Annotated in this window: 18 protein-coding genes; 7 read left to right on the top strand and 11 right to left on the bottom strand. The window is 72.1% G+C overall.

The genetic code is table 11. The features are described from left to right. Positions 1-55 precede the first annotated feature (55 nt). The 5 genes from ACZ6I3_RS29940 to ACZ6I3_RS29920 form a co-directional block, all read right to left on the bottom strand. Entirely contained in the window at positions 56-1,147 is a 1,092-nt protein-coding gene (locus ACZ6I3_RS29940; protein ID WP_469418811.1) for an AAA family ATPase, read from the bottom strand. Next, positions 1,144-2,694: a VMAP-C domain-containing protein gene (locus ACZ6I3_RS29935; RefSeq protein WP_469418809.1), complete on the bottom strand. Its 1,551-nt coding sequence runs from the start codon at positions 2,692-2,694 to the stop codon at positions 1,144-1,146. Before ACZ6I3_RS29935 ends, ACZ6I3_RS29940 begins: the two co-directional genes overlap by 4 nt. 178 nt (positions 2,695-2,872) lie before the next feature. Then, complete coding sequence (locus ACZ6I3_RS29930; protein WP_469418808.1) at positions 2,873-5,416, bottom strand: polynucleotide kinase-phosphatase; 2,544 nt, start codon at positions 5,414-5,416, stop codon at positions 2,873-2,875. After that, positions 5,413-6,876: a 3' terminal RNA ribose 2'-O-methyltransferase Hen1 gene (locus tag ACZ6I3_RS29925; RefSeq protein WP_469418807.1), complete on the bottom strand. Its 1,464-nt coding sequence runs from the start codon at positions 6,874-6,876 to the stop codon at positions 5,413-5,415. Before ACZ6I3_RS29925 ends, ACZ6I3_RS29930 begins: the two co-directional genes overlap by 4 nt. A 260-nt stretch (positions 6,877-7,136) precedes the next feature. After that, complete coding sequence (locus tag ACZ6I3_RS29920; protein WP_469418805.1) at positions 7,137-8,060, bottom strand: LLM class F420-dependent oxidoreductase; 924 nt, start codon at positions 8,058-8,060, stop codon at positions 7,137-7,139. Positions 8,061-8,297: 237 nt separating this feature from the next. Between ACZ6I3_RS29920 and ACZ6I3_RS29915 the strand changes: the two genes are divergently transcribed. Next, positions 8,298-8,471: a hypothetical protein gene (locus ACZ6I3_RS29915; protein WP_469418804.1), complete on the top strand. Its 174-nt coding sequence runs from the start codon at positions 8,298-8,300 to the stop codon at positions 8,469-8,471. 192 nt (positions 8,472-8,663) lie between these two features. Here ACZ6I3_RS29915 and ACZ6I3_RS29910 read toward each other — a convergent pair whose 3' ends face one another. From ACZ6I3_RS29910 to ACZ6I3_RS29895, 4 genes are all read right to left on the bottom strand, one after another. Then, complete coding sequence (locus ACZ6I3_RS29910) at positions 8,664-9,134, bottom strand: DUF6099 family protein (protein WP_468192190.1); 471 nt, start codon at positions 9,132-9,134, stop codon at positions 8,664-8,666. 173 nt (positions 9,135-9,307) lie between these two features. Continuing rightward, positions 9,308-9,637 carry a nucleotide pyrophosphohydrolase gene (locus tag ACZ6I3_RS29905; protein WP_469418802.1) on the bottom strand — a complete coding sequence of 110 codons (330 nt, stop codon included), beginning with the start codon at positions 9,635-9,637 and terminating at the stop codon, positions 9,308-9,310. Continuing rightward, positions 9,630-10,847 carry an ATP-binding protein gene (locus ACZ6I3_RS29900; RefSeq protein WP_469418801.1) on the bottom strand — a complete coding sequence of 406 codons (1,218 nt, stop codon included), beginning with the start codon at positions 10,845-10,847 and terminating at the stop codon, positions 9,630-9,632. The genes ACZ6I3_RS29905 and ACZ6I3_RS29900 overlap by 8 nt, the downstream gene beginning before the upstream one ends. Before the next feature lie 92 nt (positions 10,848-10,939). Continuing rightward, entirely contained in the window at positions 10,940-11,335 is a 396-nt protein-coding gene (locus ACZ6I3_RS29895) for a cell division protein SepF (RefSeq protein ID WP_031134653.1), read from the bottom strand. Between the two features lie 194 nt (positions 11,336-11,529). On the opposite strand from ACZ6I3_RS29895, the gene ACZ6I3_RS29890 reads away from it, so the two are divergent. Then, complete coding sequence (locus tag ACZ6I3_RS29890) at positions 11,530-15,603, top strand: molybdopterin-dependent oxidoreductase (RefSeq protein WP_469418800.1); 4,074 nt, start codon at positions 11,530-11,532, stop codon at positions 15,601-15,603. 61 nt (positions 15,604-15,664) lie between these two features. Here the strand turns inward: ACZ6I3_RS29890 and ACZ6I3_RS29885 are convergent, their stop codons facing one another. Next, positions 15,665-16,180 (bottom strand): YceI family protein, encoded by a 516-nt coding sequence (locus ACZ6I3_RS29885; RefSeq protein WP_469418798.1) that lies wholly within the window; start codon positions 16,178-16,180, stop codon positions 15,665-15,667. 129 nt (positions 16,181-16,309) lie between these two features. Here ACZ6I3_RS29885 and ACZ6I3_RS29880 point away from each other — a divergent pair, with 129 nt between their 5' ends. From ACZ6I3_RS29880 to ACZ6I3_RS29860, 5 genes are all read left to right on the top strand, one after another. Continuing rightward, positions 16,310-16,813: a MarR family winged helix-turn-helix transcriptional regulator gene (locus ACZ6I3_RS29880; RefSeq protein WP_469418796.1), complete on the top strand. Its 504-nt coding sequence runs from the start codon at positions 16,310-16,312 to the stop codon at positions 16,811-16,813. A gap of 137 nt (positions 16,814-16,950) precedes the next feature. Continuing rightward, positions 16,951-18,285: a hemolysin family protein gene (locus ACZ6I3_RS29875; protein WP_469418795.1), complete on the top strand. Its 1,335-nt coding sequence runs from the start codon at positions 16,951-16,953 to the stop codon at positions 18,283-18,285. Beyond that, positions 18,282-19,304 carry a hemolysin family protein gene (locus ACZ6I3_RS29870; RefSeq protein ID WP_469418794.1) on the top strand — a complete coding sequence of 341 codons (1,023 nt, stop codon included), beginning with the start codon at positions 18,282-18,284 and terminating at the stop codon, positions 19,302-19,304. Before ACZ6I3_RS29875 ends, ACZ6I3_RS29870 begins: the two co-directional genes overlap by 4 nt. Before the next feature lie 427 nt (positions 19,305-19,731). After that, positions 19,732-19,959 carry a hypothetical protein gene (locus ACZ6I3_RS29865; RefSeq protein WP_184589531.1) on the top strand — a complete coding sequence of 76 codons (228 nt, stop codon included), beginning with the start codon at positions 19,732-19,734 and terminating at the stop codon, positions 19,957-19,959. A gap of 193 nt (positions 19,960-20,152) precedes the next feature. Continuing rightward, positions 20,153-20,320: a hypothetical protein gene (locus ACZ6I3_RS29860; RefSeq protein WP_469418792.1), complete on the top strand. Its 168-nt coding sequence runs from the start codon at positions 20,153-20,155 to the stop codon at positions 20,318-20,320. 47 nt (positions 20,321-20,367) lie between these two features. Here the strand turns inward: ACZ6I3_RS29860 and ACZ6I3_RS29855 are convergent, their stop codons facing one another. Then, a complete protein-coding gene (locus ACZ6I3_RS29855) occupies positions 20,368-21,459 on the bottom strand; it encodes an acyltransferase family protein (RefSeq protein WP_469418790.1) in 1,092 nt (363 codons plus the stop codon). Positions 21,460-21,462 lie beyond the last annotated feature (3 nt).

Genomic DNA, 21,462 nt, shown 5'->3' with positions numbered 1-21,462 from the left:
AACGGGGAATCCGTCGCCGAGCCCGGATGCGTGCTCCCTGGGATAGCCCTTCAATTCAGCGGCCCTTCGCGAGGTCGCGCAGGAGCATTTCCACGAGCTTACGCCCGTCACCATCCGCCTGGAAACCACCCGCCGTCGTCATCTGGACAGCGTTGAGCAACTGGTCCAGGGAGTGGGAACCGCCGGCCTGGACCCGCTGAACGAACAGGTCGACGAGGTCTTCCGTGCCCTGCGGGCGCGTTCCGAGGTGCCCTTCGACCATGGCCAGGAGTTGCTCCCGGGTGGGCGTGCGCATCTCCAGCGGCAGACAGCGCCGGCGGAAGGCCGCGGGGAATTCGCGTTCTCCGTTGCTGGTGATCACCACGACGGGGAACTCCCGGCACTCGACCCGCCCGTCGCGCACCTCGGCGCGGCCCCCGGGGTCGCTGGTGTGGACGCGTGCGCTGTCCGCGGCGTCGCGTACCAGCTCGGGGACGTCATAGCTTCCGTTCTCCAGGACGTGCAACAGGTCGTTCGGCAGGTCGATGTCGCTCTTGTCGAGCTCGTCGACAAGAAGCACACGGGGACGATCGTAGGGCAGCAGCGCGGTCCCCAGGGCGCCGAGAGTGACGAAGTCGCCCAGAACCGGGGGAAGTTGACGAGGTCTTTGAGGAAGCGCGGTGTTGACGTCCGCAACCGGATCGGCGTCGTCCGGTTCCAGGGACTCGGCATGCCGCAGGCCGGCCCGCCAGGCGGCGATGGCCTGGGCGCGGCCCATGGCGTCATGGGCGTAGAGGCCCTCGCGCAGGGTGGTGCGGCTGACGATGTTCCATTCCAGGACCCGGCCGAGGCCGAGCTCGCGGGAGATGAGGTAGGCGAGGGTGGACTTTCCGACGCCGGGCGGGCCGGTGATCAGCAAGGGCCTGCGAAGCAGCAGCGCGGCGTTGACGACGTCGATCTCCTCCTCGCCCAGCTGCGGGGTGACGTCGCCGGGGCCCAGTCGGCGCAGCGCGGCCTGAGGGTCGGCCGCCGGTACGGGCCGGGGCGGGTCGCCCCGGAAGCGGCGCCAGGGCGGCGGCGCGGGCAGGTCGGGCGGGACGGCGGGGGCACTGCCCGTGCCGTGGAAGATCCGCCAGCCGTTCGGGACCGTCTGCTCCTGCGCGCTCATGCGGATGCCTCCTCGCTGGCGAGATCGCCTGGGTCGCTGGGCTGGAAGTCGACGGGACGCGTCGGATCGTCCCAGAAAAAGCCGATGTGCCGGCCGAGCAGCTCGCCGGGGCCCCGGCCCTCGCTCTCGGCGTTCCTGCGCAGGAGGTGAACGGCCACCGGGATCCTCGCCGGGGTGGGCGCCGCGGCGAACAGGGCGGTCACCACCTCCCGGCGCTCCTCGCGGAAGACACCTCTGCGGTCCCAGATCGCGAGCCCCACCCCTTCCGCTATGGCGGCCTTGAGGGCCTCCAGTGCCAGGACGTCGGCCGGGGCGTCGAGCACCACCGCCGTATGTCTTGGTTCCCCGGCGAGCCCGGCCTGCCACGCGCCGAGCCGGCCGCCGTCCGGTTCGCGCCAGCCGTGCACCAGGACGCCGTGCTCGCGCAGGGTTCGCCAACGCTCCCGCCACTGGTCCCGGACCAGGGCGTCGTCCGTGCGCATCCGCTCCAGGCTGCGCAGGTGCACCCCGTACTTCAGGCTGAGCGGCAGCGGCTGCCCGTCGCCGATCCGGAAGGTCAGACCGGCCACATCGTGGTTGAGGAGGTCGTACGGAAGGACGAACTCGATGTACGGCGGTGGCTGCCGGCGTCCGCCCGGGTCGGGTTCGCGGGGCGCCGACCAGAGGCGGGCGCCCTGCCGTAACGCGCACTGGACGGCCGTGCCGAGCTCGTCGAGGGTGGTCGTGGCGGGTTCGCCGGGCTGCGGGTCCCAGCGGCCGGGGACGGTGTTGAGCCAGGGACGGACGACGATCTCGCCGGAACCGTCCCGTGCCGGTTCGACGGCGACGACCAGGCAGCGCGGGATGTCCGGATCGCTCTCCGTCGTGCCGCGGGCCCTGCGGCGTTCCTCCACCGGTCCGGTCAGGCCGGCGCGGCGGGCCCAGTCCTCGGCCCAGCCGGACAGGGCGGTGCGGTGCCCGGGGGTGGCGGCGAACCGGGCGGCGTGGTCGATCAGCAGGACGGCCGGGGGCAGTCCGTCCGGCTGCACGTTCCGGTCCAGGAGGTGCGCGAAGAGCTGTTCCGGGGCGAGTCCGGTGGGCAGGTCGAGGCCGTTGAGCTCCTCGACCAGGGCGTCGCGCAGCCGGGCGGCGGGGAGTTCGCCCTTGGCGAGGACGGCGCGGGCACTGGTCTCGTCGTCCCGGGAGAGGGGGCCTTGCAGGGCGGGCGGCGGGGCGGGCGCGAGCCACTGGTCGAGCAACTGGTCGAGTTCGTCGCCCGCCATGTCTCCTTCGAGGATCCGCACCACCTCGACCAGTACGCGTTCGCCGCCCGGCATGTTCAGCGCGGCGCGCGTCAGCAGCACCACGTCCTCGCGCAATTTGACGCCGCGCAGGTCGATCTGACGCCCCAGCAGGTCTCCCAGGACGGCACCGAAGTGCAGCCGCCCCTGCGCGTCCTCCATGCAGCCCAGGCCGCACAGGGCGTTGGTCAGCCCCAGCAGCAGCCGTAAGCCGTCCGCACGCCCGGACCCGCCCTCGGGTTCACCGAACCCCGCGTGTGTCTCCACCGACTTTCCCCCTGAGCCGGTATACCTGCCTGATCGACCAGCGAAGTTAGCACGGCAACCAGCGGTTAACCAGGGACGAATGGGACCGGAAGGACGACGTCCGGCCAGGATCGCCCCAGTCGGGACAAGCCTGGCCGAAATCGATCGCCCCGCGTCTCGCAGAGGTCGCCCTTCCGGCTCACAACCTCGGGTCCACCGGCTCCGACTCCAGCGCCAGCACCCCGAAGACCGCCTCGTGCACCCGCCACAGCGGCTCACCGTCGGCCAGCCGGTCCAGGGCCTCCAGGCCCAGGGCGTATTCGCGGATCGCCAGGGACCGCTTGTGGTTGAGGAACCGCGAGCGCAGGCGGGCCAGGTTCTCCGGGCGGGTGTACTCGGGGCCGTAGATGATCCGCAGGTACTCGCGGCCGCGGCACTTGATGCCGGGCTGGACGAGGCGGCCCTGGGGGTCGCGGACGAGTGCGCCGACCGGCTTGACGACCATGCCCTCGCCGCCGCGGCCGGTCATCTCCAGCCACCAGTCGACACCGGCCCGGACGGACTCCGGGTCGGCCGTGTCGACGTACAGCCGCCGGGTGGTCCGGAGCAGCCCGCTGCCGTCGTGCTCGACGAGCCGGTCGAGCAGGGCGAGCTGCTCGTCGTGGGGCAGGGCGGCGAGGCTGCGGCCCTGGACGGCGAGGATCTGGAACGGTGCCAGGTGGACGCCGTCCAGACCGTCCGTGGTCCAGCAGTAGCGGCGGTAGGCGTCGGTGAACGCGGCGGCGTCGGCGGAGCGTTCACGGGTGCGGGCCAGCAGGCCGGTGACGTCCACGCCGCGTGCGGCCGTGCCCTCCAGCGCCGCCAGCGCGCCCGGGAGCACCGCGCCGGAGGCGGCTCCCACGGCGGCGTACTGCGACCGCAGCAGCCCGGACGCCTTCAGCGACCAGGGCATCAGCTCGGCGTCCAGCAGCAGCCAGTCGGTCGCCAGTTCGTCCCAGAGGCCGGCCTCGCCGATCGCCGTGCGCACCCGGTCGAGGATCTCCTCGGTCAGGGAGTCGTCGTCGAGGAAGGGGCGGCCGGTACGGGTGTAGAGGGATCCGGTGGCGCCTCCCCCACCACCGAAGCGCTCGCGGGCCGTCTCCGCGTCACGGCACACCAGGGCCACCGCCCGCGATCCCATGTGCTTCTCCTCGCACACGACCCGCCCGACGCCGTCCGCCGCGTACTGCGCGAAGGCCTCCACCGGGTGTTCGAGGTAGCCGTCGGCCTTGCTGGTCGCCGTCGGTGCCATGGTGGGCGGGAGGTACGGGAGCAGGCGCGGGTCCACCGCGAAGCGGCTCATGACCTCCAGGGCCGCCGCCGCGTTCTCCTCGCGGATCGAGATCCGGCCCTGGTGCCGGGTCTCCACGATCCGGCGGCCGTGCACGTCCGCCAGGTCCAGCGGGCGGCCGTCGTGCCCGCCGGGTGCCTCGCTGCGCAGCGGCTTCACCGGCTCGTACCAGACGCGCTCCGCCGCTACGTCGACCAGCTCGCGCTCCGGCCAGCGCAGCGCGGTGAGCTTGCCGCCGAAGACGGCGCCGGTGTCCAGGCAGATGGTGTTGTTGAGCCAGGTGGCCTCCGGGACGGGGGTGTGGCCGTAGACGACGGCGGCCCGGCCCCGGTAGTCCTCCGCCCACGGGTAGCGCACCGGCAGCCCGAACTCGTCGGTCTCCCCGGTGGTGTCGCCGTACAGGGCGTGGCTGCGGACCCGGCCGGAGGTGCGGCCGTGGTACTTCTCGGGCAGCCCGGCGTGGCAGACGACCAGCCGGCCGCCGTCGAGGACGTAGTGGCTGACGAGGCCGTCGAGGAACTCCCGTACCTCGGCGACGAACTCCTCGCTCTCGCCCGCCATCTGCTCGATGGTCTCGGCGAGGCCGTGGGTGTGCTGGACCTTGCGGCCGCGCAGATGGCGGCCGTACTTGTTCTCGTGGTTGCCGGGCACGCACAGGGCGTTGCCGGACTTCACCATCGCCATGACGCGGCGCAGCACGCCCGGGCTGTCGGGGCCGCGGTCGACCAGGTCGCCGACGAAGACGGCGGTACGGCCCTCGGGGTGGACTCCGTCGGTGTAGCCCAGCTCGACGAGCAGCGACTCCAGTTCGGCGGCACAGCCGTGGATGTCGCCGACGATGTCGAAGGGGCCGGTGAGGTGGGTCAGGTCGTTGAAGCGCTTCTCGGTGACGATCGTGGCCTGCTCGACCTCGTCGACGCCGCGCAGGACGTGCACCTTGCGGAAGCCCTCACGCTCCAGGTGCCTGAGGGAGCGGCGAAGTTCCCTGGTGTGGCGCTGGATGACCCGGCGGGGCATGTCCGCGCGGTCGGTGCGGCCCGCGTTGCGCTCGGCGCAGACCTCCTCGGGCACGTCGAGCACGATGGCTATCGGCAGGACGTCGTACTGCCGGGCCAGGTCGATCAGCTGACGGCGGGCGTCGGGCTGCACGCTGGTCGCGTCCACGACCGTGCGGCGGCCGGCGGCCAGGCGCTTGCCCGCGATGTAGTGCAGGACGTCGAAGGCGTCCTTGGTGGCGCTCTGGTCGTTCTCGTCGTCCGAGACGAGGCCGCGGCAGAAGTCGGAGGAGATGATCTCGGTGGGCTTGAAGTGCCTGCGGGCGAAGGTGGACTTGCCGGAGCCGGAGGCGCCGACGAGCACCACCAGGGAGAGGTCGGTGACGGGCAGGACCCGTCCCTCGCGTACGTCGGTCATGCCGCCTTCGCCTCCTTCGGGGTGGTCAGGGTGAACACGGCCATCTGGGTGGGCGGGCCCACCTCGGGGTCGTCGGGGCCCACGGGTATGAACTCGGCTGTGTAGCCGTGCCGTTCGGCTACCGCCTCCGCCCAGGCCCGGAACTCGGCGCGGGTCCATTCGAAGCGGTGGTCGCGGTGGCGGACGTGGCCGGCCGGGAGGCTCTCCCAGCGGACGTTGTACTCGACGTTCGGGGTCGTCACGAGGACCGTGCGCGGGCGGGCCGAGCCGAACACGGCGTACTCCAGGGCGGGCAGCCGGGGCAGGTCGAGGTGCTCGATGACCTCGCTGAGCACGGCGGCGTCGTAGCCCTTGAGGCGGCGGTCGGTGTACGCGAGCGAGCCCTGGAAGAGCTGGACGCGCGCGGCCTGCCGCTCCCCCATGCGGTCCAGCTTGAGCCGCCGGGAGGCGATGGTGAGCGCGCGCATCGACACGTCCACGCCCACGATCTCGGTGAACGCCGGGTCCTTGAGGAGTGTCTGCACCAACTGGCCCTGGCCGCAGCCGAGATCCAGGACCCGGGCGGCCCCGGACGCCTTGAGCGCGGCGGTGACGGCCTCCCGGCGCTGCACGGCCAGCGGGGTCGGCCGCTCCTCGGTCTCGGTCTCCGCCCCGACCGCGTTGTCGATCTCCTCGACCTCACTGTCGTCGGTCTCGGCCAGCCGTACCAGCTCCAGCCGCTCCGTCGCGGCACGGGTCAGCGACCAGCGGCGCGCGAGGTAGCGGCTGGTGATCAGCTTCTGCTCCGGGTGGCCGGGCAGCCAGCCCTCACCGGCGCGCAGCAGCTTGTCGACCTCGTCGGGGGCGACCCAGTAGTGCTTGGCGTCGTCCAGGACCGGGAGCAGGACGTAGAGGTGGCGCAGGGCCTCGGCGAGGGTGCGGTCCGTGGACTCCAGTTCGAGTCGGACGTAGCGGGAGTCGCCCCACTGCGGGAACTCGGTGTCCAGCGGCACGGGCTCGGCGATGACCGTCCAGCCGAGCGGCTCGAAGAGCCGCCGTACCAGCCCGGGGCCGCCGCGGGCGGGCAGCACCGGCACCTCGACACGCAACGGCCGCGGTACGGCGGGCAGTTCGGGACGGGCGTTGCAGACGCCCTTCATCGCGCTGGAGAAGACGGCGCTCAGCGCCACGGCGAGGAGGGAGGAGGCCGCGTACGGGCGGTCGTTGACGTACTGCGCGAGTGCCGCGTCCGGCGCACCGCCCCGGCCCTTGCCCTTGCCGCGCCTGACCAGCGCCACGGCGTCCACCTCCAGCAGCAGCGCCGCCGTGCAGCGCTCGGCGTCCGCCTCGGGGTAGAGGACGTGGGCCGTGCCGTAGGAGGTGGAGAACGCCTGGGCCTTCTCGGGGTGCTTGTGCAGCAGGTAGCCGAGCTCGGTGGCGGGGCGCTCCGGGGTGCCGGTCGTGGTGATGGTCAGAAACACGGTGGTGAGCCTCGAAGTAGTGGCTGAACTGCGGATCCACTCACCGTACAGAGGGAACATCGGCAGCATCCGGGAATTTCGCCGGCCTCCGGTCGACGTGGCGGCGGCCGAGCAGGGGGCCTCACACTTCCCCACCGTGAGCGCGGTGGCACCCCGAGCTCGGCGAACCGCACGGAGGTGACGGCGGATCGCACTCCACGGCCCGATCCGCCGGACGGCCGGCGCGCCGTGCCGGTCTCACGACAGCTGCGACGCCGGCCCTACGACAGCTGCGACTGCACCTGCGAGGAGATCAGCTCCAGGTGGTCGAGGTCGTCCAGGTCGAGGATCTGGAGGTAGATCCGCTGGGCGCCGATCTCGGCGTAGCGGCCGATCTTGTCGACGACCTCGGACGGAGAGCCGGCCAGGCCGTTGAGCTTCAGCTCGTCGGCATCGCGGCCGATCGCGGCGGCGCGGCGGGCGATCTCGGCCTCGTCGCGGCCGACGCAGACGACGAGGGCGTTGGAGTAGGTCAGATCGTCGCCGTCGCGGCCGGCCTCCTCGGCGGCGGCGCGCACCCGGCCGAACTGGGTCTCGCTGTCCTCGATGGACGCGAAGGGCATGTTGAACTCGTCGGCGTACCGTGCGGCCAGCCTCGGGGTGCGGGTGGGGCCGTGGCCGCCGACGAGCACGGGGATCTTCTGCTGCGCGGGCTTGGGCAGCGCGGGAGAGTTCGTGAGGTCGTAGTGGGTGCCGTGGAAGTCGAAGGTCTTGCCGGGGTCCGTCGCCCAGAGGCCGGTGACGATCTCCAGCTGTTCCTCGAGGCGGGAGAACTTCTCCTTGGGGAACGGGATGCCGTAGGCCTTGTGCTCCTCCTCGAACCAGCCGGCGCCGAGGCCGAGCTCGACGCGGCCGCCGGACATCTGGTCTACCTGCGCGACCTGGATGGCGAGCACGCCGGGCAGCCGGAAGGTACCGGCGGTCATCAGGGTGCCGAGCCGGATGCGCTTGGTCTCGCGGGCGAGTCCGGCCAGGGTCAGCCAGGCGTCGGTGGGGCCGGGCAGGCCGTCGCCGCCGCCCATGCGGAGGTAGTGGTCCGAGCGGAAGAAGGCGTCGAAGCCCAGGTCCTCGGTGGCCTTGGCGACAGCGAGCAGCGTGTCATAGGTGGCCCCCTGCTGGGGCTCGGTGAAGATGCGGAGATCCATGCTTCCATCCTGCACGCCGGGGTGCGGGGCGCCACGGTCGGTCCCCCGTCCCCCTCGGTCCCCGGTCGGGTGAAATTACGTGCATACCGCGGGTGCGGCCCGACCCGGCCAGTGACCGGCCCCGATGATGATCGTTGGCTCGGGCGGAGCCGGAGCCCCCGGCTTCCGCACCGGCCGGCGACCGCCGGGGCGTCACCGCGTCGGCCTCCCCGGGGGCCATGGGCCGAGGAGGCCGTCATGTCCGAAGAGACCGTGCCGCAGCAGGGCGGGACCGGGCAGCCGAAAGGGCTGTTGCAGCAGATGGAGGAGCTGATGGCGGCGTTGAACGCGGACCTGTCGGCGTTGGACGCGGATCTTCAGGCAGCGGGGGATGCGGGTCGGGGGGCGAGCGAAGAGGGCTCTGTGGGCTGAGGGCTGGGGTTGCGGTTGGGGTGTTCGCGGTGAGGGCGGGGCTTGTCGGCCGCGGCGCCGTTGTGGCCGGTCGCGCCCCGCGGCGAAGCCGCATATCGACACAGCCCCGCGCCCCTTGAGGGCGTTGCCACAGGGGCGGCGCGGGGCACTGCGCGAACACCCCAACGGCCCGGCGCTCCAGCGGTCCCTGTCCTAGCCCGCCTCCCTCTCCGGTACCACCTGCTCGCGGTCCGCGAGTCTGCGGAGCATTTCGAGGACGCGGTCGCGGGACTCGTCCGCCGCGTCGATGGCCTCCATGCACTGCCAGTACGTGCCCTCGTCGTCCGCGGCGCAGGCGAGGCCGACCAGGGCAATGCCGACCTCGCCGAGGAGGCCGCCGAGGAACATCAGGGTGTGGCGGGCGTCGCCCAACTCGGTGAGCTGGCCCGCCCGCAGCTCACCGGGGGCCAGTTCGGGCGGGTCGAGGACGCCGCAGCCTCGGCCCGCCAACTCCGTCAAACCCAGTGCCTCGCCGCGCAGTTCGGGCGGTCCGGCGACCGCGAGGCGGCTGCCTATCGCCTGCGCGAGGGCCTGCGCCTGCCACACCTCGGCCAGGATCTCCCGCACGCTGCCACCCGCGGCCAGGGACCGCCTGCTCGTCACGATGAGCCGCACCGCGTCCATGCGCTGCCCCCGTCTGTCCCGACGCGCTCCCGCGCGTACGCCTGCCCGAACTCCCTAGTTCACTACCCAGAGTGAAGGGGCGTGAGACCAAAAGCCAGAGGAAGACGGAAAATTGCGGACAACAATTCGGATTCGAGCTGCATTTTGGTTACGTAGCGTACAAACGGACTTTGCTACTCCTGGACCGGGAACCTCCGCTCGTTCCGGTCGATCTTCGCGTCCAGCGCCGCCAGCGGGTCGATGCCGAGCACCTCGCACAGTTGCAGCAGATACGCGAGCACGTCGGCGACCTCGTCGGTGACGCGGGGCGCGGTGTCGGGGTCGGTCATGACGCGGGCCGACTCCTCGGGGGTCAACCACTGGAAGATCTCGACCAGTTCGGAGGCCTCCACGCTGAGCGCGGCGACCAGGTTCTTGGGGGTGTGGTACTGCTGCCAGTTCCGCGCGGCCGCGAAATCGGCCAGGCGGCGTTGCAGTTCGGCCACGTCCAGGTGATCAGTCACGGTCCAGGTGTACCACCGTGACACCCTCCGTCCCGGCGGCCCACGAGGCGTCACTCACCGTTCCGACGAGCCGGATGTGCCCCCGCTCGCACATCCGGGACGCCAGTCGCAGCAGTTCCAGCCGCTGCCGTCCGTCCAGGCCCCGGTCGAAGCCGTCGGCGAGGACGGTGAGGGTCTGGAGCGCGGCGGGCACCTCGCCGGCCGGGTCGACCTCCAGCACACCCGGTCCGGTGAGCAGGACCAGCGCGAGTGCCACGTAGCGCAGTTCACCGTCGCCGAGCCGCCGCAGGTCGGTACGGACGCCGTCGCCCCGGTCGAGTGCGGCGCGGATCGTTCCCGTGGCCGCCTCGGCCCGGGTGAGCACGTCCGCGACCGGTCCGGCGCAGCCGGCGCGTACCGCCGCCACGAACAGCGCGTGCCGCCGTCCGCACTCGGTACGGGTGCGCTCCAGTACGTCGGCCAGATTGCCGCAGCCGCGGAGCAGCCGGCCGGACCCGGACGCTACGGGGCCGCGCATCCCGGCGGGCTGGGGGTCACAGGCGAAGACGGAGCGCAGGGCGACCACCATCTGCTCGGCGGCGGCCAGCACCCTGCGCTGGCCGGGTGTCTTGCCGGCCACCCGCAGCGGCAGCAGGGCCGTGCCGAGCCGGTCGTCCGGCAGCGGACCGCGGGTCACGGGCGTGGGCCCGGCCGTGTGCCAGGCGGCCTGGACGGCGCGCTTGCCGGGGTCGCGCAGGGCGGTTTCCAGGAGGACGAGGCCGTCGGCCGTCAACCGTTCGCCCACGACGCGCAGTTCGGGCTCGGCCTGCACGGCCACGTCGAGCCGGACCGGGCCCGCGGGGCCGTCGGCCGTGCAGCCGATGCGGAAGCCGCGGCGGCGCTGCGCGTCGGGCCGGGCCCGCTCCGGCACACAGGCGACGGGGTCCGGGAACGCCTCGCCGAGCCCGGCACCGCCGCCGAGCCGGGCCAGGGCCTCGTACGCCCGCAGCGCGCTGGTCTTGCCGCAGCCGCTGGGGCCGGTGAGGAGGGTGAGCGGCCCGAGCGGGAGGGCGGCGCGGCGGTGGGTGGTGAAGGCGGCCAGGCGCAGTTCGGTGAGGCGGGGGCGGTCGGGGTGCGTGAGACCCGCGGGAGGTGCGGGGGATGCGGAAGGTGCGGGGGACGTGGCGGGTGCGGGGGATGTGGGGGGTGTGGGTGCGGGGGGCTGGGTCATATCCGGACCGTAGGGCTCCGGCGACAGGACGAACCGTTCCGTCTCTGGGGCGTTCCTACGATCGAGCTACCGTCACCCCGGTCGAGCCGCCGTCACACCCCGGGAAGCCCGGCCCCCTCCATCAGCCCCGTCACCTCGGTCCCGGCCGGCGTCAGCAGGAACACGTTGCGGTCCACGCGGTGCATCCCGCTCGCCAGGCCGAAGACGACGCCTGTGCTGAAGTCGAGGACGCGCTTGGCGACCTCCGTCTCCGCGCCGGTCAGGTCGAGGAGCACGGGCACCCCCGCCATCAGCCGCTCGGCGACATCACGGGCGTCGGCGAAGACGTTCACCCGCAGGACGACGAAGCGGCGGCGCGTCTCCGTCTCGGCCTCGGGTATGGAACGGTGGCCGACGGAGGACGGCCAGGCGTCCCGGCCCCGCAGCGGCACGACCTGGGCGAGCCCCTCCCACTGTTCGTCGGTGACATCGTGGCTGTTCACCGGCATGCTCCGTCCTGGCTCCCGCTGACTGTCTGCATCGGGCAATTCTTGCGCAGAGTCACCCGTTCGGCCCAACTGCGACACGCTCCGCGACCTCAATGCAGCTCACAACGGCCGGAAGGCGGCTGTGTGACGGGCGTAACTCCTCGCGATCGAGCAATGTCACACCTGCGTAACGGGGTGTTCGTAGCGTCGACGGCATGACCACGACCCCCCGGCCGCAGCAGGAGACGCAGCAGGTGCGCACCGTCTGCTCATACTGCGGTGTGGGCTGCGGCCTCGTCCTCGATGTCGGGGCGGGACCGGACGGCCGTCGCACGATCTTCAAGGCGTCCGGTGACAAGGCGCATCCGGCGAACGCGGGGCGGCTCTGCACCAAGGGCGCGACCACGGCCGACATGCTCGCCGCGCCCGGGCGGCTGGCCGGCGCGCTGGTGCGGGACGACCGGGGCGAGGAGGCGGTCCCGGCGCCGGTGGCCGACGCGATCGCCGAGACCGCGGCGCGGCTGCGGGCGATCGTCGACGAGCACGGCCCGGACGCGGTCGCCTTCTACGTGTCCGGGCAGATGAGCCTGGAGGCGCAGTATCTGGCGAACAAGCTGGCCAAGGGTTTCGTGCGCACGAACGGGATCGAGTCGAACTCGCGGCTGTGCATGGCGAGCGCGGGCACCGGCTACAAGCTGTCGCTGGGTGCGGACGGGCCGCCCGGGTCGTACGAGGACTTCGATCAGGCGGATGCCTTTCTCGTCATCGGGTCGAACATGGCCGACTGCCATCCGATCCTCTTCCTTCGGATGATGGAGCGGGTCAAGGCGGGCGCCAAGCTGATCGTCGTCGATCCCCGGCGGACCGCGACCGCCGCCAAGGCCGATCTGTTCCTGCAGGTCAAGCCGGGGACCGACCTCGCGCTGCTGAACGGTCTGCTGCGGCTGCTGCACGAGGGCGGGCACACCGACCAGGAGTTCATGGCCGCGCACACCGAGGGCTGGGAGGCCCTGCCCGGGTTTCTCGCCGACTACGCCCCGGCCGCGGCCGCGGAGATCACCGGGATCGCGGAGGACGATCTGCGCACCGCCGCCCGGATGCTCGGCGAGGCGGGCAAGCGGTGGATGAGCTGCTGGACCATGGGGCTCAACCAGTCCACGCACGGCACCTGGAACACCAACGCGCTGGTCAATCTGCATCTGGCGACGGGGGCGATCTGCCGTCCGGGCGCCGGGCCGTTCTCCCTGACCGGTCAGCCCAACGCCATGGGCGGTCGCGAGATGGGGTACATGGGCCCGGGGCTGCCGGGGCAGCGGTCGGTGCTCGTGGACGAGGAGCGGGCGTTCGTCGAGGACGTGTGGGAGCTGCCGCCGGGGACACTGCGCAAGGACGGCGTCGGCAAGGGCACCGTCGAGATGTTCCGGCAGATGGCCGACGGGGAGATCAAGGCCTGCTGGATCATCTGCACCAACCCGGTCGCCTCGGTCGCCAACCGCCGTACGGTCATCGAGGGTCTGGAGGCAGCCGAGTTCGTCGTCGCGCAGGACGTGTTCACCGACACCGAGACGAACGCGTACGCCGACGTCGTCCTGCCGGGCGCGATGTGGACCGAGGCGGAGGGCGTCTTCGTCAACAGCGAGCGCAACCTCACGCTGACCCGTCCGGCCGCGGACCCGCCCGGGGAGGCGATGGCCGACTGGCGGATCATCGCGGAGGTGGCGTGTGCGATGGGGTACGAGAAGGGGTTCTCGTACGACAGCGCCGAGCAGGTCTTCGAGGAGATCCGGCGGTTCTGGAACCCGAAGACCGGGTGGGACCTGCGCGGGGTGTCCTACGAGCGGCTGCGCGAGACGCCCGTGCAGTGGCCGGCCGCGCGGGAGGACGGGCCGGAGCGCAATCCCATCCGCTACGTCGGTGACGACGGGCTCCGTTTTCCGACGGCCTCGGGGCGGGGTGTCTTCTTCGCGCGCCCGCATCTGCCCGCCGCCGAGATGCCGGACGACGACTATCCGTTCGTGCTCAACACCGGGCGGGTGCAGCACCAGTGGCACACGCTCACCAAGACCGGGAAGGTCGCGAAGCTCAACAAGCTGAACTCCGGGCCCTTCGTGGAGCTCCACCCGCTGGACGCGGCCGCGCTGGGCGTCGTGGAGGGCGATCTGGTCGAGGTCGCCTCGCGGCGCGGGCGGGCCGTGCTGCCCGCGGTGGTGACGGACCGGGTGCGGCCGGGGTGCTGTTTCGCGCCGTTCCACTGGAACGACCTGTTCGGCGAGTATCTGAGCATCAACGCGGTGACGAGTGACGCGGTGGATCCGCTGTCGTTCCAGCCGGAGTTCAAGGTGTGTGCCGTCTCGCTGGCGAAGGTGGCCGCACCGGCACCGGCGCCTCTCCCCTCCGAGGCGCTCGTGCCGACGGAGGTGACCCCGGGCGCCGCCGACCCCTTCGGCCTGGAACCCTCCCCTCCGCCGGTCCTCTCCGCCCAGGAACGCCGGTATCTCACCGGATTCCTCGCCGGGCTCCGCTCGGGCACCCTCGGCGGTGTCCCGGTGCTGCCGCCCGACGCGCCCTTCTCCCCCGAGCACGCCCTGTGGGTCAACGGGGTCCTCGCCGGCATGTACTCCCGGACCTCCGGGCCAATGACCGCCGCGCCGCAGGAACCCGCCGGCCGCGAGATCGTCGTGCTGTGGGCCTCGCAGACCGGGAACGCCGAGGAGTTCGCCTCCGCCACCGCCGAGCGGCTGACCGCGACCGGGCATCGCGCGCGCCTCGTCGGCATGGACGAGGCCGATGTCGGGGCGCTCGCCCGCACGGCCGATCTGCTCTTCATCACCAGTACCTTCGGGGACGGCGACGCCCCCGACAACGGCAGCGGCCTCTGGGACGCGCTCGCCGACGCCGGGGCCCCGCGCCTGGACGGGGTGCGGTACGCCGTGCTCGCCTTCGGCGACTCCTCCTACGACGACTTCTGCGGGCACGGGCGGCGGCTGGACGCGCGGCTCGGCGAGCTGGGCGGGGTGCGGCTGGCTCCGCGTACGGACTGCGAGCCGGACTACGAGCCCTCCGCCGGGGAGTGGCTCGACCAGGTGCTCTCGGCGCTGGGCGACACGAGCACGGCACCGGCACCGGCCCCGACCTCGGCCCCGGCCCCGGCTGAGCAGCCGAGGACCAGGTCCAAGCCCGCCGCCACCGCCGCCCGGCTCGTCGGCAACGAGTTGCTCAGCCGGCCCGGCGCGGGCAAGGAGGTCCGCCGGTTCACCTTCGACACGAGCGGGACGGACCTGGCGTACGAGGCCGGGGACGCGCTCGGCGTCCGGCCGGTCAACGCGCCCGCCCTCGTGGCCGAGTGGCTGGCGGTGACCGGCCTGGACGGGACAGCAGCCGTGCAGGTCAAGGGCGTTGGCGAGGTGCCGTTCGCCGAGGCCCTGCACCGGCACTTCGACATCACGCGGATCACGCCCGACCTGCTGCGCTTCGTCGCCGAACGCGCCCGGGACAAGCACGAGTTGCGCAGGCTGCTGCGGCCCGACAACAAGGACGGGTTCGCCCAGTGGAGCTGGGGCCGGCAGGCCGTGGACGTGGTCGCCGAGTACGCGGTGCGGGCGGGTGCCGAGGAGTGGGCCGGGGTGCTGCGGGGGCTTCAGCCGCGGCTGTACTCCATATCGTCCAGCCCACTGGTGGACGCCCGGCGGGTGTCGCTGACGGTGTCCGTGGTGCGGTACGAGAACCTGCACGGCCGGGCGCGCGGCGGGGTCTGCTCGCCCTTCCTCGCGGATGCCGAGGCGGACACGGAGGTACCCGTGTTCGTGCAGCGCTCCCCGCACTTCCGGCCCCCGGGCGATGCCTCGACGCCGATGGTCATGGTCGGCCCGGGCACCGGGGTCGCGCCCTTCGTCGGTTTCCTCCAGGAGCGGCGGGCGCTCGGCCACCGGGCTCCCAACTGGCTGTTCTTCGGCGAGCAGCACCGAGCGACGGACTTCTACTACGAGGACGAGCTGACCGCGCTGCTCGACGAGGGCACCCTCACCCGCCTGGACACGGCCTTCTCCCGTGACCAGCGCAACAAGGTGTACGTGCAGGACCGGATGCGCGAGCACGGGCCCGAGCTGTGGCACTGGCTGTGCGAGGGGGCCCGCTTCTACGTCTGCGGCGACGCCTCACGCATGGCCAAGGACGTGGACCGGGCGCTCAAGGACATCGCGGTGACGCACGGCGGGCTGAGCGAGCCGGAGGCCGCCGCGTACGTGAAGCAGCTGGCGGCGGACAAGCGGTACGTGAGGGACGTGTACTGACCCCGCCCGGACCACCGGGCCCTTCTGCTCCGCTCACACCGGAGAGACGGACTGAGTGCTGTCAGCCCGTGGTGCGGACGAATCGGAGGGCGGCGGTGACCGTGGTCCGGCCGCGGATCATGCCGAGCTGGTTCCAGCCCATGCCGAACTGGTCCCGGTCCACGGTGAACTCGGTGTCCAGGGTGAGCCCGGTGGCGTCGCCGTCCGTCAGGCGTGCGACGAGGGACAGCGGCCTGCTGATGCCGCGCACGGTCAACTGGCCGACGACGTGCACCTGGTCGCCGTCGCGGAGCTCGGCGCTGCGGGCCGAGAAGGTGATCTCGGGGTGGTGGTCGGCGTCGAAGAAGTCGGTGCCCTTGAGGTGGGTGTCGCGCTTGGCGTTCCCGGTGTCGAGGGAGGCGACGTCGAAGGTGAGGGTGCCGACGGCGGACCCGTCGGGCCGGACCTCGCCCGTGCCGCTGAGCGCGCCGAAGCCGCCCTTGACGGTGACCAGGCCCCACATCGTCCTGTGCCGGATGCCGACGGTCGAGGCAGTCGCGTCGAGCTGCCAGAGTCCGGTTTCCACGGCGACGGTCATGATCCTTCTCCCACTCGTATCGTCCAAATTTGGATGACTGCAATGAGGTCACGCTAGCGTCTGGTCCAAATTTGAACAACCCCCTGCTTGCTCCTGCTTCAAATTTGGACGACACGTAGACTGGGCGGCATGGCCGACCCCGAGGAGCACCCCGCCGACCTGCCCGGATGCCCCTCCGCCGAGGGCAACGGGCTACTGCCCCCCGAGCTGCGCGCCTGGATGCTGCTGCTCGCCGCGACGGGAGCGGTGGAGCAGCGTCTGCGGGCGGCCGTGAAGGAGAAGCTGGACATCTCGCACGACGAGTTCCTGGTCCTGTGCCTGCTCGCCGAGCAGCCCGAGGGCGGCCTGCGCATGACGCGCGTCGCGGAACTGCTGGGCCGCCCCAAGACCCGCCTCACCTACCAGATCGCCTGCCTCCAGCACGCCGGCCTCGTCACGCGCAGGTCGGTGTGCGGGGACAAGCGCGGCATCGAGGTCGCTCTGACGGACAAGGCCCGGGGCCTTCTGGCCGAGGCCTCCGGAGCGCTCGCCGAGACGGTCACGCGGTCGCTCGCCCGCTTCATGGGCCCGGACCAGCGCGCGGCGCTGTGCGGGCTGGTCCCGGATCTCGCGGAGGAGTCCCGCCCGGAGTGAGGGGCACCCGGAGCGGGGCCGTGTTCTCTACAGCGTCGTAGAATTCGGGAACACGGGCGCGAGAAGGATCGTTGACCCGAGTACACACCCCACCTGAGGAGCGACTTCTTGTCCGCCAGATCGACGGACCTGCTGCGATGAGCGCCCCCGAGGCCCTGCTGGGCCTGCTCGCCGTGTTCGTGCTGACCGCCGGCACCGGCTACTTCGTGGCCCAGGAGTTCGCCTACGTCTCCGCCGACCGGCTCGCCCTCGCGCGTGCGGCCGAGGCCGGGGACCGCAAGGCCGCCCGGGCCCTGAAGGTGCTGGAGCGGCTGTCGTTCATGCTGTCGGGCGCGCAGCTCGGCATCACCGTCACCGGCCTGGTCGTCGGCTTCATCGCCGAGCCGTCGGTGTCCGCGCTGCTGAGGCCCGCCCTGTCCGGGCTCGGCCTGCCCGACGCGGCCGTCAGCGGTATCGCCGTCGTCCTCGCCTTCGTGCTGGCCACGGTCGTGCAGATGGTGCTGGGCGAGCTGGCCCCGAAGAACCTCGCGATCGCGGTTCCCGAGCGGCTGGCGAAGGCGCTGGCCCCGTCCACGCTGGCGTATCTGAAGGTCGTCGGCCCGGTCGTCCGCGTCTTCGACAACGCGGCGAACAAGCTGCTGCGCAAGGCCGGTATCGAGCCGGTCGAGGAACTGCACCACGGCGCCACGCTGGAGGAGCTGGGCCATCTGATCGGCGAGTCCCACGAGCAGGGCGCGCTGCCGAAGGACACCGCCGCGCTGCTGGACCACGCGCTGGAGTTCTCCGAGCGCTCCCTCGACGAGGTGATGGTGCCGCGCGCCGACGCCGTCTTCGTCCGCAAGGACGCCGGTGCCGAGGAGGCGATCGGTCTGATCGCCGAGCACGGCCACTCCAACTACCCCGTCCTCGGCGACCACCCGGACGACATCGCCGGTGTGCTGGGCGTGCGCGAGCTGATGGCGCTGCCCGCCGCCCGCATCGCCGCCGCGACCGCCGGTGAGGTGGCCCGGCGGCCCCTGCTGCTGCCGGACACGCTCGCGCTGCCCGACGCGGTGACGCGGATGCGGGAGCAGGACGACGAGTTCGCGGTCGTCCTCGACGAGCACGGCGGCGTGGCGGGCATCGTCACCTACGAGGACATCGCCGAGGAACTGGTCGGTGACATCGCGGACGAGTCCGACACCGTCACCGTGCTCGCCGTCGCGGACGGCGACGGCTGGCTGGTGGACGCGGGGCGCCGGCTCGACGAGGTGGCCGAGGCCACCGGTGTCCGGCTGCCGGAGGACGACGACTACGACACCGTGGCCGGCCTGGTCGTGGACCGGCTCGGCCGCTTCCCGACGGTCGGCGACCACGTCACGGTCGGACTGCCCGAGGGCGGCCGGGCCGTGATCGACGTCCGCACGCTCGACCGGCACGTGGCCGACCGGGTGCGGATCAGCCCGCTCGCGGAAGCCGAGGAGATGGCGTGAGTTTCCCCATGGCGGTCTTCGTGACCGTGCTGCTGCTCATCGGCAGCGGTTTCTTCGTGGCGGCCGAGTTCGCGCTGGTCGCCGCCAAACGGCACCGCATGGAGAAGGCGGCGGCAGAGGGGCGGCGCGGCGCCGGGGCGGCACTGGCCGGCATTCGCGAGCTGTCGCTGATGCTGGCCGGCGCACAGTTGGGCATCACCGTGTGCACGCTGGGCCTGGGCTCGGTGTCCAAGCCGGCGATCTCGCACGAACTCGACCCGCTGCTGCACAAGCTGGGCCTGCCCAGTGCCGTGAGCTACGGCGTGGCCTTCGCCGTGGCGATGGTCGTGGTGGTGTTCCTGCACATGGTGGTCGGTGAGATGGCGCCCAAGTCGTGGGCGATCGCCCACCCCGAGCGCTCGGCGATGCTGCTCTCCCCGCCCTTCCGGGCCGTGGTGCGGGCCGTGCGCCCGCTGATCCGGCTGCTCAACGCGGTGAGCAACGCGCTGGTACGGCTGTGCCGGGTGGCCCCGCGCGACGAGCTGGCCTCGGTGCACGACCGGGAGCAGCTGACGCATCTGGTGGAGGAGTCCGAGCGGCTCGGCCTGATCAGCGCGACCGACTCGGAGCTGCTGACCCGTTCCCTGACCGAGCCGGAGACGCCGGTGGCGGCGCTGCGGATCCCGGCCGCGGAGATCACCTGGGCCGAGGGCGGCGCGGACGTCGACGCGCTGCTGCGTTTCGCCGCCGAGCACGACCGCACCCGGCTGCTCGTCCGGGAGAACGGCGTCGTCCTCGGCTCGGTCCACGCCCGTGACGCCCTGGTCGCCCGGGCCCGGGGGCGTGCCACGACCGCGCGCGAACTGGCCCGGCCGGTGCCCGAGCTGACGGAGGCGACCACGGTCGCGGACGCGATCGAGGTGCTGCGCCGCCGCCGGTCGTCCCTGGCCGTCGTCCGCGACCCCGCCGGCGGGCTCACCGGACTGGTCACCCTGGACGACCTGCTGGCCCGTCTGATGCAGCCGGCCGCGGCGGCCTGACAGCGCGACCTGACAGCGCGGACTGACGGGGCCGCCTGACGGGGCGGGACCGAACATCCAGCACATCTGCACACCGTCCGCCAGGACGCCGTAAGGCGGTGCACCCGGCGCCAAGTCCGTCCCCCGGCATGGGAACTTGGCGCCGATGTGCCCGCTTCGGAATTCGGGGCGCAATACACCGGTGTGCCGCCGGGCGACGGGGTGTGTGAAGGAGCGCGCGCAATTCGGTGGCCCCGTGGTCATGGCGGTGAAGGAGGCCACCGAAAAGCCGGGTGCGGCGACGGCACGCGGCTGGCCGTCCAGCTCCGGGGAATGCTTTGATCCTGCGCACGGCGGAGGCGCCGGAGCGGAATCCCGATTCCCGGAATCCCGCGATCATCCGCGCCGCTCCGCCATTGCGCACATTCACGCGAAGGGAAACACCCCCATGAACCTCACCCCCCGGGTCGACATCGCCGAGCTCTCCGACGCGGACCTGGAGCAGGTCTCCGGCGGCAACGCGGGCGGCGCCGCCTCCGCGGGCCTCGCGGGCGGCCTCTCCGCCGGCCTGGTCGGGCCGCTGACCGCCGAGGTCTGCGGGAACCTGCAGGCGGCGCTGTCGACGGAGGGCGCCGCGGCGGGCGCGAACGCGGGCGTTCACACGACCTCGCTCTGACGAACTCCCCGCGAAGGGCCCCGGGAACGATTCCCGGGGCCCTTCGTGCTGCCCATGGTCGCAATGTTGGGGAATTCGCGAAGTACGTGACGGAAATATGAACACGACGGGGGTGGGTAACACCGCGGAGGGCCATGCCGCAGACTTACACGGACCCCCTCAGAACCGGCTGTAAAGCGTTAGGACCAACACCGTGAAACCCGACTCGATCCGGACCGACGAACTTCCGATCTACGAGAGCCTCATCCGCGAACGCGGTGATGTCGTGGAGGAGGCCCGTGTGGTGGCCGAGGAGACGCAGCACCAGATGACGGAGGCGCTGAACGGTGTCGCGCCGACGGGTCACGGCCCCAGTGCATGAGTGAGTGACGCCACCGGCCGTCGGCCTTGAACAGGCGCTTCGCCATGTCACCCCGCAGCTCGGCGGAAGGCCCACCGCATCCCGGGTTCCGTCACGCAGCGGAACAGCCGGCGTACGGACGGTGTGCACAGCGCGGTCATGACCGCGGCGGCCACCAGGGTGGCTACGAGCGCGCCGACGGGCCCCTGGACCCAGGCCGGTTCGTACCAGCCCCAGTACTCGGCGGCCTGCGCGACGAAGCCGTGCAGCAGATAGCCGCACAGTGTGCCCGCGCCCAGCGCGGTGAACCACATCCGGCGCCCCGGCACCCAGGCGAGGAAACAGGCGACCAGGACGATCGAGCAGCCGAAGGCCGCCAGGGTCATCAGGGGCCCGTACCAGAAGGGCGCGGCCAGGGCCCGGGCGCTGTCGGCGTGGAAGAACCAGGCGTAGTTCATCCGCGGAACCGCCCAGTACGCCACGGCGAGCGCGCAGCCGGCGACCGGCACGGCGAGGATGCGCACCTTGCGTCGGCGCACCAGCCGGAAGTGCTCCGGCCGTAGCAGCAGCCCGAAGACGAAGTACGGCAGGAACTGCAGGGTGCGTTGCAGGTCGAGGTCGTTGCCGATGGACGGCGAGAGCGTCGCCAGCATCGCGATGACGAAGGCCAGCGGCAGCGGCCACCGCACATGACGCCACAGCGGTGTGGTCAGCCGCCAGACGAACAGCGCCGCCAGGAACCAGGTCAGGTAGAGCGGGTCCAGCAGGCTGATCGGCCGGTCCGGGTCCTGGCTCGTCCAGCGGGTGAACAGGGTGTACGCCGTCTCGAACACGACGTACGGGACGACGACGCCGGTGACCAGGCGCTTCAGCTTCCCCGGGCTGCCGTCGAAGGTGCGCGAGAAGTAGCCGGAGATGATGATGAACGCCGGCATGTGGAAGGCGTAGACGAGCATGTAGAGCGCGGTGACGGCCCTGCTGCCCGGCCGCAACGGCTCCCAGGCGTGCCCGACGGCCACCAGTACGATCGCCAGGTACTTGGCGTTGTCGAAGAACGCGTCCCGCTGCCGGGCCGGCCGGGCCGGCGCGTCCTGCTCTTTCGTCGCAGTGGCCCGGGCTTGTTCGGCCGCCGGGCGGGCCGTTGTCACCGTGTCACTCACGGG

The sequence above is a fragment of the Streptomyces sp. NPDC041940 genome, from assembly GCF_055589465.1.
This window is presented reverse-complemented; position numbering and strand designations above follow the sequence as displayed.